The organism is Paenibacillus sp. FSL W8-0186, assembly GCF_037969765.1.
Taxonomy (GTDB): Bacteria; Bacillota; Bacilli; order Paenibacillales; family Paenibacillaceae; genus Fontibacillus; species Fontibacillus woosongensis.
The window spans coordinates 2,845,001-2,861,754 of the sequence record NZ_CP150207.1 but is presented as its reverse complement, the minus strand read 5'-3'; the positions used below and the strand labels follow the sequence as shown (position 1 = coordinate 2,861,754).

The window sequence follows — 16,754 nt, the reverse complement described above, 5'->3', positions numbered from 1 at the left end:
CTAATTTAATGAAGATCACCCGAGAAAGGCAAATCCAAAGAGATACGTGCAACTATGGATCTAATACCTTAAAGCACTCTTTTGGGGCAGTCAACCGTCATAAGAGTGTTTTTTTGTTCACACGAGTTTTATCAATATGAGAAATACCGGTTCTTTATAACCTGAGGAAGGTACTTGAAGAGTAGTAAAAACTAAATCGATCTGTTAAACAAAATGCAGTCATCGATGTTTGCTCTTGTCCTTAAAAGATGTAGTTTCTGGTCATACAACAGCATCCGGATTTGGGCAGGCATGAACTCAGTAGTAAAATATAATTACGTAAAATAATAATTTGACGAATAAATATTAATAAAGTATATTGGAATCATGGAGGTTTGCATATTTATGGATAAACAAATGAAAATGCACTATATGCAACGCATTGATGAAAAACTGTCAGATTTGCCTTGGTATGTTACAGAATTTATCGATAGTAAAAAACGCAAATTATCACCGACAACACTTCTTAATTATTGCCATGATTACATTATATTTTTTGATTGGCTTGTTGCTGAGAATCTAACTTCATTAAGTCGAAAAGAAATAAACTTAGAAACTCTAGAGCGATTAACCGTTCGTGAAGTGGAAAATTTTTTGTCATTCCTGGATTATCAGCTTGGAAACAAGAAACTCACGATAAATCGCAAATTATCCTCGCTCAAATCTTTGTTTGATTACCTGCAGAATAAGGCTGAAACAAGCGATCTGAAGCCTTATCTTCAACGAAATGTGATGGCCAAAATAGATTTAAACGCCGTCAAAGAAAGCCAAGAAACCATTGCAAACCGTATTGAAGGAAAAATCCTTAGAGAAGATGATTTTGAGTTATTCAGGCGATTTGTAGCTTATGATTTCGGTGAAATACATAAAGATAATAAGCGGATCTTTACGTTTCATCAATTCAATCGTGAGCGTGACACAGCGATCGTTTCGCTGATACTAGGTTCGGGACTTAGATTGTCTGAGGTTGCAGGCATTAATTTGGATGATTTAGATATGAATAAAGCTTTAGTAAGAGTGGTTCGTAAAGGTGATAAAGAACAATATGTTTACTTTAGTAAGCAGGCTTTATTGGACATAGAAAATTATCTGCAGATCAGAGAAGCAAGATATTTACCAGAAAAACACGAAAACTATTTATTTATTGCAGCTCCTGTAGGTCGTAAAGGAAAAAGCCGGCGTCTGACACAACGTTCAATCGAAAAGCTGGTTGAAAAATATGCCACGGCCTTTGGAAAACCCTCTCTAACAGTGCATTCGCTTAGACACTCATTTGCAACGCGATATCATTTAGAAAATAACGATGTGCCAAGATTGAAGAATCAATTAGGGCATTCATCGATTCAAACAACAATGATATACACACACTTAACAGATGAAGAGATGCGTAATGCTGTAAATAATATGGACCGATAACCCGCGTCGTTACGCGGTTTTTCTTATACATGTTCACAAAATCCGTATTTTGTACATATGTATATAAAGGAGCATGCAGTGTGTCAAACTACGACAACATTATTTCACATGGTTTGTGTCACAAACGAATGATTTATTTAGCTCTACTCTTTTATCATTAAATAACAAACTGAACCCACTGATTTATTTAATCAGTGGGTTTAACGAACAAATATATTTAGCTCTACTCTTTTAGCATTTCGAATATAAAGCTAAACCCACTGATTTATTTTTAATTTAATCAGTGGGTTTTTAAATTTGTTTTAAGCGGCCGAAAATATCAGTGTTTGAGCAATACAGTTTCCACTTCTTCGATAGTACCAAGATTTCAAATGATCCCCACTCAGATTACTCAGAAGATTTTCATGAAATCTGTTATACTTGAAAACTCATAATCTGGTTTAATCGTAAATGCACTTCCGTGTGAATTAATAAGCCAGTTAACCCCAGCTGTTTCCACATCTGCTCTTTTTCCAGCCTCAATATCTGCATTACTATCTCCAACATAGAGTGTATTTTGGGGAGAAATTCCGAGTACTTTTAATGCTTTATTAATACCTTCTGGGTGCGGTTTTGGGTTAACTACATCATCACCACTAATAGCTACTTTATAAAATTCACTTAAGAATAGGTGCTTAAGTGATATTTCTAAACTTTTTCTAGCCTTGCCTGTTACAATACCAATTGAGATTTTTCTCTTCCTTAGGTGTTCAATCATATAAATTATTTCCTCATTCATCCTTACTAAATTACAATGCTCTCTTTCGTAACAAGAATAATAATCTTCTATTGCTTCCGTCATTTTTTCTTTATTCTGCAAATTTTGTTCAATGATACCAGTCTCCGATGGGCCAAACATTTCGATCATCTCTTTTTTAGACAAAGTTCTGCCATCGTATTTCTTAAAGATTGTTTGAAATGAATAGAAACATACAGGCAGTGTATCTGCAAGTGTTCCATCAAAATCGAATAAAACTGCTTTGTATTTCAAGTGTACACCCTCTTTTTATTCCATTAGCTTAATGAAGAAAAATATTTAGAGCGAAGCATAATACTAACTGATATCAAAAAGAGTCAAAATCTCTTCTGGACTCTCGAACTTATACTTCGCTGGAATAGAATCAGGTTGATTGCATCCCCACAATGCTAATCCAAAGTCTATTCCAGCGTCTCTAGCACATTCGTAATCATAAATGGTATCACCGATGTATATAGATGTGTCAGCTTTTACACCAGATAGTTCAAGAAATTTAAGTAATGGCTCCGGATGAGGTTTGTGTAGCTCTGTATCTTCTGCAGATATAACAAAAGGAAGAAAATGAGAGAGTCCAAATGGGACGAAGTCATCTTGAAACTCTTTTTTTGTCTTAGAAGTTACAACCCCTGTTACAATCGATTGCTCCCTAAGGTTAGTAAACACTTGTTGAAAACCCTCATATACATGAATGGTATGCCGGTAATCACTCATAAGATCATTCCAGCATTTATTCGCATGTTCAATATCTTCAATACCTAGTTGCCTCAAGGATACTGTTCCCGGGATTCCGAGCACAAATGCGAGTTCATGCTGCTCCATTTTCCGATCATAATTTTTCTCCAGCAATTTCTGTAAGGATCCCAACACCGCTTGTTCAGTATTTATTATTGTGCCATCAATATCAAAAATAACGGTACTGTACATAATTTCATCCTCCTAGCATTTATAAAAAAGCTCCCTTAATGAATGCTAAAGGATGAAATCCTTTTCAGGTCAACAGTTATATTGATTGCCGTACAATGATATGATAAGGAATTTTCACCTTATTTTGAGAGTTTTCAATTACAAGATCAAAAGCCTGTTCACCGACTTTAACCAATTTATGATCAACTGTAGATAGGCCTAAACCAATTCCAACAGGTTGATTCTCTTGGCCAATAATCGCTAGATCATCCGGTACTTTCAATTGTATGCTCCTTGCATACTGATAAAAGCCCGTTGCAACTTCATCACCGTTCGCGTAAACAGCCGTGGGTCTAACCTCCATATTAAGCAGTTGTTGAGCCACTCTTAACCCATCATCAATGCTGTGACAATCACTGATATGGTATCCTGCAGGCAGATCACCAAAAATTTTTTTATACGCTTTAATTATCAGCGATGTACTAGTGCTCTCTTCTCCTCTTGCTGTTGTAAAAGCGACCTGTGAATGACCTTTATCCTTTAACAGTTGAAACGTATCTAAAAAAGATGCATATCGATCCACATAGGCACAGCCGATCTCATGATGGTCCGTAAACTCGCACGCAACAATTGTTCCATATTTGGTATATGGTATTATCGTCTCCCAAGTGTTCGAGCGCGATGTAATAACGATTCCATCCAGTTGTTTATTCTTCAACATATTTAAGTAACTAAGCTCTATTTGAGGGTCATATTTCGTAGGAAGAACCATCACAGAATACTCATATTCAACCGATCGATTAAGTACGCCATGCAGCAGCTGATCAAATGCTTGATTGTTGTTGTAAGGCATGACTACACCGATACTCCTTGTCACCTTACGGATTAAATTTACTGCTAAGCGATTTGGTGTGTAATCCAATTCATCAATCACATCTTGCACTGCTTTCCGCTTAGACTCAGATACGTAAGGATGATTATTTAGCACCCTTGATACTGTTGATACCGACACACCCGCACGCTTTGCTATATCAATAATATTTGCCATTACCACTTTCTCCTATATCATTTTAGTTTTCGAAGTGATATTCGCTTTTCATGCAAAGAAAAAATCATTGACTGAGTTCATCGTCTTAGGTAAAGTATAAGCTTTTTTACCTCAGAATTAAAAAAAATCAATCTCATTATAATTATTCTGACAGGTAGCTTAATAAAATGGTATTAGATACTTATCTAATCGGTAATCGGCTGATGTTCTTGTCCTCGACTCGGGACAAGATCTTGTACCGATAAAACAAAAAAACCGCTTATATAGCGACTTTCAATGGGAACATGTTCTTGTCCCTCGACAATTATTGTTCCCTGTTACTTGAATTCTTGAATTTTCTATCTGCATGGTCGAATACAAGCCATACCCTAATACAAGAATGCACAAAACGACTGGTCCCTAGATTTGGATTTAAAAATGAGTTCGGTACTTTACCGAACTCATTTTGAGAAAGCTGCCTGATGAAATAACCGTAGCAATACCTCAACCTTCTTTCTCAGTTCCAATCCTTTCTCTGTTCAGCTAGGTACCCCGCACAAGCCACCTAACCCGGTTTGCTATTTTCCCGCCACAAATCCGCCGTCTACCGGCAAAGCGACGCCTGTTACATATTTAGCCATGTCAGAGCACAGCCACACCGCCGCATTTCCTTGATCTTGGGGTTCAGAGATTCGTCCGAGCGGGATTCGCGCCTGCATCGCAGCCGCTTGTTCCGGAGCTCAAAAAACAGTTGAACGAGCGGCGTCCTGACCGGACTCTTCATTGAAATCCTACACCATCACCCTGGCTCCTTCTCTTGCAAAAGCCAAAGCGCTTGCTCTCCCAATCCCAGAGCCTGCCCCGGTAATCAAACCGGCTTTGTTCTGCATCAATCCCATTGTTATTCCCCCATTCAAAACATAATGGTAAATGTCGATCCTTGTTCCGGCACACTCTCCACCGAAACTCGCCATCCATGCTTCTCCACAATAGATTTGACAATGGAAAGTCCCAGCCCGGCACCACCTTCCTTACGTGAACGTGACTTGTTCACTCGATGGAACGGATCAAAAATAGATTGCAGTTCACTGGCTGGAATTCCGCGGCCGGTATCGTAAATGACAATCTTGCCGCCCCTATCTTCCGCAAACGTCTTGATCCAGATCCTGCCGCCGTCCTTATTATATTTGGCCGCATTCTCGACCAAGTTGAAGCATGCCCGATACAACAAGACCGGATTGGCCTGTACGGTTTGCAGCTCACAATGCAAGTCAACCTCCAATTGCTTCTCTTCGAACCGGAAGCGAAGTTCGCCGCATATCGTATCGAACATCTCCTTTAAGTTAACCGCGTCTATAGAGCCTTCGTCTTGCTCGTCATATAGCGTCAACAAGTCGTCTACGACGGCCATAAGCCGCTTCACGTTGCGTTCGACCGTGGTCAATGTCTCTTCGTAATCGGCCACCGTCGGCGCTTCTTCCAGACGAAGCACCTGTATGCCGGCGTTGATTGTGGCGAGCGGCGTCTTGAGTTCGTGGGCCGCATTCGCGGAGAATTGTTTTTGCCTGACGAACGATCTTTCGAGCCTATCTAGCATGACGTTAAAAGAATGCCCGAGCGCCCCGACCTCGTCTTTGCGTCCTTCTTCGGGAATCCTTTTCTTTAGATTGGCTTCAGTTATGGTAGCGATCGTTTTGCTTAAGCGATGGATGGGCAATAACGAACGCCCTGCTACAGTATAGACCATCACCATTCCGAGTATGGATACAGCTGCTAGGGTCGTAAGACCAACATGATCGAAATGTGCCTTGGCAGCTAATACGGTAGACCTGACCGTGTTAATAGGAACATCGCCTAGCTCAGCGCTCTGTGGCGCGTTCGGAGGAAGCAACACTTCGGCTGCCGTCAATTCGTAAAATAAAGTATAAGCATTATAAAATGCGGCACCCGTTAAAATAATAGAGCAGAGGACCAGAATGCCGCCGGCCAGGAGCGTAATCCTAATGCGTAATGAAAGCTTGTTCGCAATCTTCATCCCGACGTTTCCTCGACCTTATAGCCGACACCGCGAATATTTTGAATAAGATCAGGAGGGCAACCGGCTTCCACAAGCTTCTTCTTTATAGAATGAATATGGTATTTCAAGCTATCCGGATAGAGAGCAGCATCGCTATCCCATACATGGTTTAGTAGCTGTTCAGTAGCGATAGCTTTGCCTTTGTGCAGCATCATATATTCCAAGATCGCGTACTCTTTCTTGGTTAGCGCGAGTTTACCGTCTTGGTAAGAGACCAACCTTGTTGCTCGGTTCAAAACGAGCCCCCCGCACATCAGCTCGTCAGTCTGCTGAACGTACATAATACGCGATAGTGTCCTGACTCTAGCTTCCAGTTCCAGAAAATCAAACGGCTTGGTCAAGTAGTCGTTAGCACCCATGTTCAATCCCCGTACCCGGTCGTCGACTGCGCTCCGGGCAGACAAAATGAGAATCTTTGTCCGATTGTCATTGAGTCTGATTTTTCCGAGGACCTCCAGCCCGTCTAGCTTGGGAATGTTCAGATCCAGAATGACGATATCGTACTCATTGACGCTGTAGTAATCCATTGCTTCTTCGCCGTCATAAGCTTTATCCACAGCATAGCCGTACTTGCGCAATCCGCGACTGACGATATCGGACAATTCTTCCTCATCCTCGACAAGTAAAATTTTCATTCCAAAACCTCCTTTATTGCACCGGCAAGGACAGAGAATTGTCGCTGGTCTTGCCGGTGCGCTTGTTCTGATCCGGGAGGGTAACGTAAGCGATTATCGGGTCTGTTGGACCTTCTTCATTATATCCGATACCTTCGGGCAAATCCGGCATTGCCGGGGTCGGAATTGGGGCAGCCTTCGCCGCCCGGATATATTCATCAGCCCGGTACGGTAGAATGACCCCCGCTTTTTCGGCAGCCTCTGCCGCAGCTTTCACTTTGGCCACATAATCATCATGCGTCGGGTAGAGCTTTTTAAGTTGCTCAGCCGTGAACGGAATAGTAAAACCCCCAAGGCCGTACACAGGGCTGACCGCATACCGGGCAATCGGAACCTCCAGCTCTGGTAAGCGAACACCTCCCTTGGCGTTGCCGAATTCATCATAGGAATAATCCATTCCATTGCTGGCGATTTCGAGAGGCTTCATGCTCGGAGGTGCCTCCCCGCCGTTGATCCAATCATGAACATGAAGGATGGCCGCGTCGACGGTATACAGCCAGTTGACGTCGCTGGAGCGATACGGTGAATACGTGTCCAACGAGTTGGTCAGGCCGTCACGATCAGTCTTCTGCCGAATCAATTCCATCTGCCGGGTTGGTGCATGCGAGGCACCGGCGATCTCCCACGAGCGATAGAGATCCGTATCCGGTTGCCGCAACGGAACATAGAACAACCCTTCAGTCTGCGTGTTGATTTTCATCACCGGCGTCTTGAGGTCGTCACGCACTTTGGCCTTCACGACGCGACTATGTTTAGTTACGTCCGCATGTGCAAGTTCTCTTTCGAAGTCGGAAGCCGAACCGGCCTCGAGCATCGGCATTAGCGCATCGAATGTATGCTCGATGGGCTGAACGCCGTTCGCGTAAGCCAGCACTCGATTACCTGATTGCGAACCACCGATTGCAATTAATTTCTTGACCGGTAAGCCCCCCATCGGATCGACGTCACCTTTCCGATTCGGTCCGATTGCCCTGGCGGCTTGGGTAAAGATATCATAAGACACACCGTCATCGGGAATGGACAGGCTATCGTAACGATCGGGGTCCCACGCCTTCAATCCTTGGTTGTTGTCCTCGTAGCCTTCGACGCCAAGGGGCTGCGCTGACACGGAGACATAGGCGAATCCGTTTTGGTATAGCCCGTGCGGATCGGCAAAGGAAATCTCATATCCGTTACTGACGTTTGCCCACTCCATCAATACCGTCCCGTTAAATTTCGCCGGATCGATCGGTCTACGGACCAATATCCTGGTCTTATAAGGAGCCGTATCATCCGGCTTCAAATTCCACTTGCCGTCGGGCGTCAGGTTTCCAACCGGCTCATACCGCTGGGCTACGCCTTCAACAAAGTATTCCTCTTCTACATATCCGAGCTTCTTCATATCACCGAAATAAGCGCCGAACGGCTGCTTGTGTTCGCCCCCATTGATCGGCCCTGTTACGGTGAATCCGGATTCCGTCGTGGCTGTAGTCCCGTTGGCCGAAGCGACTCCCAATGAAGAAGCCGACGGAGAAGAGACGGACGAAGTAGAATCGTTTGAACCGGCACTTCCGCAAGCAGATAGCAGGGTCGTCAACACGAGCGCTTGTGTCACCACAAGGATAGTTCCGAACTTTTTCTGGCTAATTCTTCTCATCTTTATCATCCTCCATTTCTGTTCTCTTTATGCTGATGCATAGTGTCAACTGATGACAGAATGAGTATAACAAGCTGATGGTTGAGGAATCGTTAGTTTTTCACCCGGACTTATAATCAGTATTTCGCTGTCAAATACGACGAAGCCGCAAGAGCGGCTTCGTCGGTTGAAGTAACTGTTACATTTGTGTCAAAATCCTACAATGTGGTCACTTTTGTGCATTTTTTAATGACACAATTTTGGCTACATAAAATAAAAAAAGCCTGATAAATCAGGCTTTTTAGCTTATTTTTAATGTATCCACTTTTGTGTCATTAGACAAAAAAGCTCCCGTTTAGTACAGAAGCTCTTATCTTATCTTATCTTATCTTATCTTATCTTATAGAAGTTTTTTCATGTTGGGAGTCCACGCCAACGCTACGCCTCTTCTCTGCTGTTTTCCAACCTCGTGCCGCTAACCCGCCTGCATCTAGTACATGAATGAGAAAGATCGCTTTTCTCACTCGGTCTGATTGACCAGGAGATAGGCTATCTTTTTAATGTGCCATCACGCCGGACATGTTCGTTCACTTCCGCCGCCAACATCAGCTACTTACTGAATGTCGAACCGATCTCTATTTTCATCCACCCATTCCGCAAACGACTTCAGCGCCACGCCATACTGCCTGGTTTCCTGCATATCGAAGCCGAATCCGGGGAATTCCTCCAACCACTCCATGAAATAAGTCGTGCCTTCCAGCATACCGCGATTTCGGGTTTCCTCGCTGCCGACTGTTTCGAAAACCACTTTCTTATCAAGCACCCGGCTTAACGTATCGGCAATTGCCGACATGGACAGCTCGTCGCTTGCGACATTAATATCCTTGGCATGAAACTTCTGCGGATCTTCGAACGCCGCGCGTGCGAATTGGGCCGTATCCTCCCCCGAATTAAGCTTCAACGGCGTGTCTCTATGCATCGTGCCGAACAAGACGCCGTTTTTCAATTCCGGTGCCATAAAGGCTGAAAGGGGCTCCACGAAATTTTCCATAAACCAGCACGGGTGCAAGATCGTCCAATACCGGAAACCGCCGCCACGGATCAACTCTTCGATGTCGTATTTATTGTCCCATGTCCGAGCCAAATACTCGTATTTATCCCAGCGCGGAAAAAAATTGCTGCCGGCGACCGAGGTATGGACGACTTGTTCGATTCCGGCGTCCCTGGCGGCCTGGACCATGTTGGCGGCGTTCCGCGGCTCGATCGTCTGGTCGTATGGATCGGCGTACTGCACAGAAAAAATCGCCGCTACCTGGTGCATGGCTGGTCCGAGCGATGCCGGATCGGCTAAATCTCCCCGGCTCACTTCCGAACCTTCGGCAGCTAACGTTTGGGCGGCCTCGGATTCAGGATTGCGGGTCAGAATACGCACACGATGGCCGTGCCGTAACAACTCTCGGGCTACGTAGCCGCCTTGCGTACCGGTACCGCCTATCACCAATATCGTTCTTGTTTCCTTTTGCTCCATATCTGATCACTCCATTCGCTTCGAATAACCGAATTATATTACCGAGGTAATATAATGTCAACACCAAGGTAATGTATATTTTACACGTGGAAAACAAACTAAAAAACGCTCCCTCTATTGAGCGGAGCGTCCTGCCTGCCTCTTCTCTCATTTGACGACCAACAAAATTTCAAATCGTTTTCTTGTTTCTTCCAGAATATCAAAGCTGCCGCCTGTCATGGCCCAATTCAGAATAACCCCGTTGGCCAGATTGCACATAGTGTCCAGCAGTTCCTCGGCGCTCGCCGGATTTTTGATTTGGCCCGCGTCTTTGGCCCGTTGAAGCAAAGCAGGAATAATGCTGCCGAGCAGCGCGGATTTGCTCTTATCGAGCGGAAGGATTTGATTTCGCAAGTGAACCCGATAATTTTCCTTCGTCATTTCGACGCCCGATCGGACAATGTGCTTCACGAATATTTCCATCGCTTTGATGGCCTGCTCGGCCAAATCGGTAACGGCAAGAATGTTCAACAAATCGTCGTTGGATACGAGGTTGTCAAACGAAAAAAATTCAGAAATCAATTCGTCCTTAGATTTGAAATGGTAGTAAAACGCGGTTTTGGTCACATTGATTTCTTGACAAATCTGATTGATCGTTACATTTTCGAATCCATATTGATTAAATAAATTTATGCTTGTAGTCAAAATAGCTTCTTTGGTTGCACCTCTGGCACTCATATTCGCGTCCAACCCCCTTGACCTATTATAAATCATTTATCAAGGAAAATGAATTATATTACTTCGGTAATAAAATTTATTATAACAGTATTGCCCGCTAGCTTAATAAGCTGAATTTCCTAACTCATAACATAACTACACAATCAGGAGTGGTCTATTGTATCCTCATGGGTCGGGTGGATCTCATATGGGATACCCTCGAGACGATCGGAGACATACAGAACCGGTACGCCAACGCAGTTATATCGACCATGTTGTGGAAGGCCTGCGGGCGGAGCCCACATCTGGTCCTTTTTCAATTGGGCAGCAGTGTCCCTTTACCGAGTACGGCCACGGTACAACTTGCAACACCATTGGTTAATACGGTATGTCCCTTTGCGTCAAAATTTTTTTCAGCGTTCGATAAATCGCACGGCCGGTTTCATGTTCCAACGCAAGCATTGGATAAGAGCTGAGGTGCATTCTGAAATCGTGCAAAGCTTCGGCCTCTATCGTTTCCCCATATTGCTGACTAAATTCACAAAACACTTCGTACTGGAACCCCCAATAATCTGCGATAAAGGTTATACCCCATATTGGAACTGCATGTACTAACAAGTTGTTGTCCACGAACTTGTACCATTAAAATAAAAAAGCCGCTATAATAGCGACTTTCAATGGGACCTTGCTCTTGTCCCTCGACACTAATTACACAAATGTGACTACATTAATAACACATATAACTTATTTTCTTACAAATGTAGTTCTTTCAGTGTCAAAGAAATTCTCAAGGCTCGTTGGATCGGCGCTTCCGAACCCCTGCAATATTCCTTCACCATCTAGAGCTATAGATACCTTCCGATCAGTTGCAGTCTGTAGAGTACCCACATTTTTTGTTTTCATTTCAGGAGTGGTTTGCATGCTTTTACGAAACAACAGAATCAAACCGTATACAATTAGGTTTATTATATAGTTCCTAAAGAGAAAGTAAAAAATCAGCCGTGTATAATGAAAATTCCATCGGGGTAGAGACATTTAGATGCTAACCCGAAAATTCGAATGAATCCTTGTTTCTGCAAGCTTTCTTAGCCCGTTCCGAACAACGTAACCTTTTTGCCTCGGAAGTATGTGAGGATCCGCCAGCTTATTTCATAGGAATCTTGAATTCTTCTTGTTCTTCGAGCAATCGTTTCAGCTTTTGGCGTTGACGTTTTTCTCGATGACGGCGCTCTTTGTCCTCAGCCTGAAGAGCTTTGAGCAGTGAGAAACACATCCCGATCAGGACAATTGCAAAAGGTAAGGCTGCTACAATGGAGGCAGTTTGAAGGCCGCTTAATCCGCCGCTAATCAGCAGAACTACAGCTATGGCGGATTGCAGAATTCCCCAGGTTAATTTCACTCTTGCGCTGGGATTGAGCTTGCCGTCTGAGGTCAGCATGCCCAGCACAAAGGTAGCCGAATCGGCAGAAGTGATAAAAAAGGTCATAATAAGGAGCGTAGCAATAAATGCTAATATATAACAATCTGAGATGCTGCCGTATTAGGAACCCCGAATAAATAACGCAATCCTCCGTTAATCTGAAGAGCCCCGAGTCCAAGCGAAGTAGCCACCCCAAAAATAGTGGCAATAACGGCTAAAATATCGATTACCTTTCCCAGCCAGCCGGCAGCCAGCCGTTTCCCCAATAAAGGGATAAAGGTTGAACTGATTAAGCCTTTATAACCTTTGCGAAACTGGAAGTAAGCAAGCGTCAATCCGATGATTGTATAAATAGCCCATGGATGCAGTCCCCAATGAAAAAAAGAATAACGCATGGAGATCCTCGCTGCTTCTGTCGTACCTCCCTCTACGCCCTCAGGCGGAGATAAATAGTGAGACAACGGTTCAGCGACTCCCCAGAATACAAGCCCAATTCCCATCCCTGCGCTAAATAGCATCGACAGCCAAGATAATGTGGAATATTCCGGTTCATCGTCGTCGTCTCCCAAACGGATGCTGCCAAACCTGCTGAATGCTAAATAAAAAGTGAAGATCAAGAAAAACAGAGTAGCCAGCAAATAAAACCAGCCGAAATTGTTGATGGAGAAATTGTATGCGACATTAGCGGTATTTGCCAACTGGTCAGGGGCTACTGCACCCCATATTGCAAAAATAGCCACAATGGTAATTGCAATTGTGAAAACCATAAATGAACCTCCATAATAATAAATACTTTGATTCGATTAGTGTGTGTTACTTAAATTTGAAGTATTCGGGAAATTAGGTCTCCCATAAAATCAAATTGACCTGTAGCGATATTAAACAGAGTTTTCAAATAGTAAACGCTCAGACAATTTGACTCAGCCTCTCTCTGTCTCAGCCTTATTAGACATGTGTCACATGTCGGAGACAATAACATGTACGTTTAAGGACAAGATGTTGTACCCTTTGCCGTAACTTGCCCTTTTTCCTCTTAGATCCTTCCATCATTCGTTTTAATAAAAATAAAACCCGTTGGATTTAATTATCCACGGGTTTTAAAAACTCAATTTTTTAACATATAGATCAATCGATTTTTGGAGTTGTATATTCTTATCATCTGCAATTAACAGACCGTTGTACAGCCCCTTCCTGTTCAAAGCGCTCATTTAGTCCGTAGTTTTTCAAAAATCACGAACTTCGACCTGCCTTATAATCAGCCTTGTCATTCCTTTCTGAAGAAACCCGTTGTTTGGCCACCAGTTCAAATGTATCATGGCTGCAGCCCGTGCATCCTTCATTCTTTAACTGCTCAATGGTCGCAAACTCCTCGTTGATACCGACATACACATCTCTGGAGCATTGTTTGCAGCGGTAAGTACGCAGTGTTTGTTTCACCTCGCCTGTATACAAGGCATCCGTGAATTTCTCCATATATTCGGGTTTCGTCTGATCCGTTGTCCGCAGAATAAACATTTGGCTCCGGTTGGCAATCATTTCTGCTCCCTCGTAGACGTTGAATTGCGGAAAATTAGCGTTGACCGTCAGCCCCATGCGGACAAATTCCCGCTGCATGGCAAGCATAAAGGCAGGCGATTTATGGGCAAAAGATAGAAATATCGGCAGCCCCTTCTCCCTTTTCAAAGCTTGTATACCGCGTGATACGAAAAGACCCATTCCCTGAAGAGTATACGGAGGATCCGTAAAGAAACAATCAAACTGCTTGTGAAGGTTTTCCGGTAGTGGCTCCCTCAAATCAAGTCGGTGGCACGTAATTGGTAATCCCCACTCCTCCGCAATCGATTCAATATATTTTAGGAATCTTTCGTCAATATCCAGAACATCCACATGCGCAACGCTGTGCCCGATATCCGGAAACAACCGCTGTAGCAGCAAACCAATAGACACACTTACCAGGTCATCATCGCCTACGCATAAAATTTTCTTTCCGATCAACGCATGGTGCTTCAAACAAAGAATAGCTCGGCGTAAGCTCGTTTCGGGTGTGCATTTGGACTGATCGATCTGAACATCTACAGACGGCCGCTGTGATAATATTTCCTCCAGAATAGGTAACATATCTTTTAGACTTTCAATCCATCTTATCTCATTAAACAAATCGTGATAAAGGGATTGATCCAAGCCACGGAATCCCCATTCCTGCTCAATCCATGCAAGTCCGTCAGTTGTGCAGCGGACACCGCGATCCTGGACGAGCGCCCCTGCTTTAATAAATTCCCGTTTAATAGCCGCAGCGACAGGGGTCGGAAGCAGCGTTTTTCGTGCCAATTCTTTTGTTGAAATTCCCGGGTTCAAGTAACAGAGCTGCTCGATCACCTGTGTTCCTTCTTGCAGTAGAATATGCTCACTTACTTGTTCGATATACGTCTTCATACAAACCCTCCTATAAACTGTAATTTCCCCATAATGAAAATAAAAAAGGGCAGGAATGAACATACGTCATCCCTGCCCTTTTTGGAATCTGCCTAAATAAACACCGCAAAAAAACAAAAAAATCCGAGCTGAAAACAGCACGGATTGTGGGTGCATAACAATAGGCAGCACTAAGGCCTTGATCATTATCCGTTGTTCTTAACTAATTCCGAAGTCCTCATGGTGTCCATAACGAAATAAACCTTGCTATTTCAGCAATTGGTTTTTGGGACTGTTGAAAACTTCAAGTATGGAATTTGGTTAGTTAAGAACTACCGCCGACATCAACATTTCTCCTTAGTAATGATTAATTTATATTACCACGCACAATTTGTTGTAGTCAAGCTGACCAGAGGGCTTTAGTTCGCACTCGAATCCGATACATATGATAAATTCAAATTAAAGAACGTACGCGTGTAGCATGTGGTGCTTAAACAGGGGGCTTTGCTTTACGGGCATGTGGTAATTAATGTTTTTGATTGCATAACTGCTATCGTTTTAGTGGTATCGTCACCTACCATACCGGCTAGTTCTCCTGCTCTGCCAATAGAAGGTATATATAAGGAAGGGGACGAGTCCTATTAATAGCAAAAACGACTCCACCATGTAGAGTCGTTTTCATATTAGTTTATTAAACTGCTTGGCGACGTCCTACTCTCCCAGGACCCTGCGGTCCAAGTACCATCGGCGCTGGAGGGCTTAACGGTCGTGTTCGAGATGGGTACGTGTGGAACCCCTCCGCCATTGCCACCAAACGTGCTCAGATGACTTGATCACCTGAAAACTGGATACGAAACTTCATTTGCGTGTTAGCCCTTACTTGGTTCACCGGGGCCCCCGAAAAGTATTCGGTATACTCTTCGAAGCCTCCGCTTCACTTTTTGGGGTAAAATTGGATAAGCCCTCGACCGATTAGTACCTGTCAGCTCCATACATTGCTGCACTTCCACCTCAGGCCTATCAACCTCGTCGTCTTCAAGGGGTCTTACTAATTGGGAAATCTCATCTTGAGGAGGGCTTCACGCTTAGATGCTTTCAGCGTTTATCCCATCCGCACGTAGCTACCCAGCTATGCTCCTGGCGGAACAACTGGTGCACCAGCGGTGCGTCCATCCCGGTCCTCTCGTACTAAGGACAGCTCCTCTCAAATTTCCTACGCCCACGACAGATAGGGACCGAACTGTCTCACGACGTTCTGAACCCAGCTCGCGTACCGCTTTAATGGGCGAACAGCCCAACCCTTGGGACCTACTTCAGCCCCAGGATGCGATGAGCCGACATCGAGGTGCCAAACCTCCCCGTCGATGTGGACTCTTGGGGGAGATAAGCCTGTTATCCCCAGGGTAGCTTTTATCCGTTGAGCGATGGCCCTTCCATGCGGTACCACCGGATCACTAAGCCCGACTTTCGTCCCTGCTCGACTTGTCAGTCTCGCAGTCAAGCTCCCTTTTGCCTTTGCACTCTGCGAATGATTTCCAACCATTCTGAGGGAACCTTGGGGCGCCTCCGTACTCTTTAGGAGGCGACCGCCCCAGTCAAACTACCCACCTGACACTGTCCCCGAACCGGATCACGGTCCTAGGTTAGAACTTCGATACGATCAGGGTGGTATCCCAACGATGCCTCCACCGAAGCTGGCGCTCCGGATTCTTAGGCTCCCACCTATCCTGTACAAATCGCATCAAAGTTCAATATCAAGCTGTAGTAAAGCTCCATGGGGTCTTTCCGTCTTGTCGCGGGTAACCTGCATCTTCACAGGTATTAAAATTTCACCGGATCTCTCGTTGAGACAGCGCCCAAGTCGTTACGCCATTCGTGCGGGTCAGAATTTACCTGACAAGGAATTTCGCTACCTTAGGACCGTTATAGTTACGGCCGCCGTTTACTGGGGCTTCGGTTCACAGCTTCGGGATTGCTCCCTAACCGCTCCCCTTAACCTTCCAGCACCGGGCAGGCGTCAGCCCGTATACTTCGCCTTACGGCTTCGCACAGACCTGTGTTTTTGCTAAACAGTCGCTTGGGCCTTTTCACTGCGGCCCCCTCGTGCTATTCACACTACCGGGGCACCCCTTCTCCCAAAGTTACGGGGTC

The 16,754-nt window shown here is 44.4% G+C and carries 10 protein-coding genes, 2 rRNA genes and 2 pseudogenes (1 of these 14 cut by a window edge); 1 reads left to right on the top strand and 13 read right to left on the bottom strand.

All coding sequences use genetic code 11. The annotated features are described in order from the left end of the window. Positions 1–384: 384 nt before the first annotated feature. The gene (gene xerS, locus MKX50_RS12850) at positions 385–1,455 is read left to right on the top strand and encodes a tyrosine recombinase XerS (RefSeq protein ID WP_339157142.1); all 1,071 of its coding nucleotides are present in this window, start codon (positions 385–387) and stop codon (positions 1,453–1,455) included. 391 nt (positions 1,456–1,846) lie between these two features. Here xerS and MKX50_RS12845 read toward each other — a convergent pair whose 3' ends face one another. The 13 genes and pseudogenes from MKX50_RS12845 to MKX50_RS12785 all read right to left on the bottom strand — a co-directional run. Beyond that, positions 1,847–2,485, bottom strand: a complete 639-nt coding sequence (locus MKX50_RS12845; protein ID WP_155613223.1) for an HAD-IA family hydrolase — start codon at positions 2,483–2,485, stop codon at positions 1,847–1,849. Between the two features lie 63 nt (positions 2,486–2,548). Continuing rightward, entirely contained in the window at positions 2,549–3,175 is a 627-nt protein-coding gene (locus MKX50_RS12840) for an HAD family hydrolase (RefSeq protein ID WP_339157141.1), read from the bottom strand. Between the two features lie 76 nt (positions 3,176–3,251). Next, complete coding sequence (locus MKX50_RS12835) at positions 3,252–4,202, bottom strand: LacI family DNA-binding transcriptional regulator (protein ID WP_155613225.1); 951 nt, start codon at positions 4,200–4,202, stop codon at positions 3,252–3,254. A 557-nt stretch (positions 4,203–4,759) separates the two neighbouring features. After that, positions 4,760–4,903: pseudogene (locus tag MKX50_RS12830) on the bottom strand (SDR family oxidoreductase); the annotation flags it as partial. A gap of 191 nt (positions 4,904–5,094) precedes the next feature. Then, positions 5,095–6,216: an ATP-binding protein gene (locus MKX50_RS12825; protein ID WP_155613226.1), complete on the bottom strand. Its 1,122-nt coding sequence runs from the start codon at positions 6,214–6,216 to the stop codon at positions 5,095–5,097. Next, the gene (locus MKX50_RS12820) at positions 6,213–6,893 is read right to left on the bottom strand and encodes a response regulator transcription factor (protein WP_339157140.1); all 681 of its coding nucleotides are present in this window, start codon (positions 6,891–6,893) and stop codon (positions 6,213–6,215) included. The genes MKX50_RS12825 and MKX50_RS12820 overlap by 4 nt, the downstream gene beginning before the upstream one ends. 13 nt (positions 6,894–6,906) lie before the next feature. Continuing rightward, on the bottom strand, positions 6,907–8,568 hold the full coding sequence (locus tag MKX50_RS12815) for an alpha/beta hydrolase domain-containing protein (RefSeq protein ID WP_339157139.1): 1,662 nt from the start codon (positions 8,566–8,568) through the stop codon (positions 6,907–6,909). A gap of 592 nt (positions 8,569–9,160) precedes the next feature. Next, on the bottom strand, positions 9,161–10,075 hold the full coding sequence (locus tag MKX50_RS12810) for an NmrA/HSCARG family protein (protein ID WP_339157138.1): 915 nt from the start codon (positions 10,073–10,075) through the stop codon (positions 9,161–9,163). 147 nt (positions 10,076–10,222) lie between these two features. Then, positions 10,223–10,792, bottom strand: coding sequence for a TetR/AcrR family transcriptional regulator (locus MKX50_RS12805; RefSeq protein ID WP_196427299.1), 570 nt, complete (start codon positions 10,790–10,792; stop codon positions 10,223–10,225). 1,123 nt (positions 10,793–11,915) lie between these two features. Continuing rightward, positions 11,916–12,958: pseudogene (locus MKX50_RS12800) on the bottom strand (BCCT family transporter). A gap of 463 nt (positions 12,959–13,421) precedes the next feature. After that, entirely contained in the window at positions 13,422–14,624 is a 1,203-nt protein-coding gene (locus tag MKX50_RS12795) for a bis-aminopropyl spermidine synthase family protein (protein ID WP_339157137.1), read from the bottom strand. Positions 14,625–15,301: 677 nt separating this feature from the next. Continuing rightward, positions 15,302–15,418 (bottom strand): 5S ribosomal RNA (rrf, locus tag MKX50_RS12790). A 137-nt stretch (positions 15,419–15,555) separates the two neighbouring features. Further along, a 23S ribosomal RNA gene (locus MKX50_RS12785) occupies positions 15,556–16,754 on the bottom strand (it continues 1,858 nt past the right edge of the window).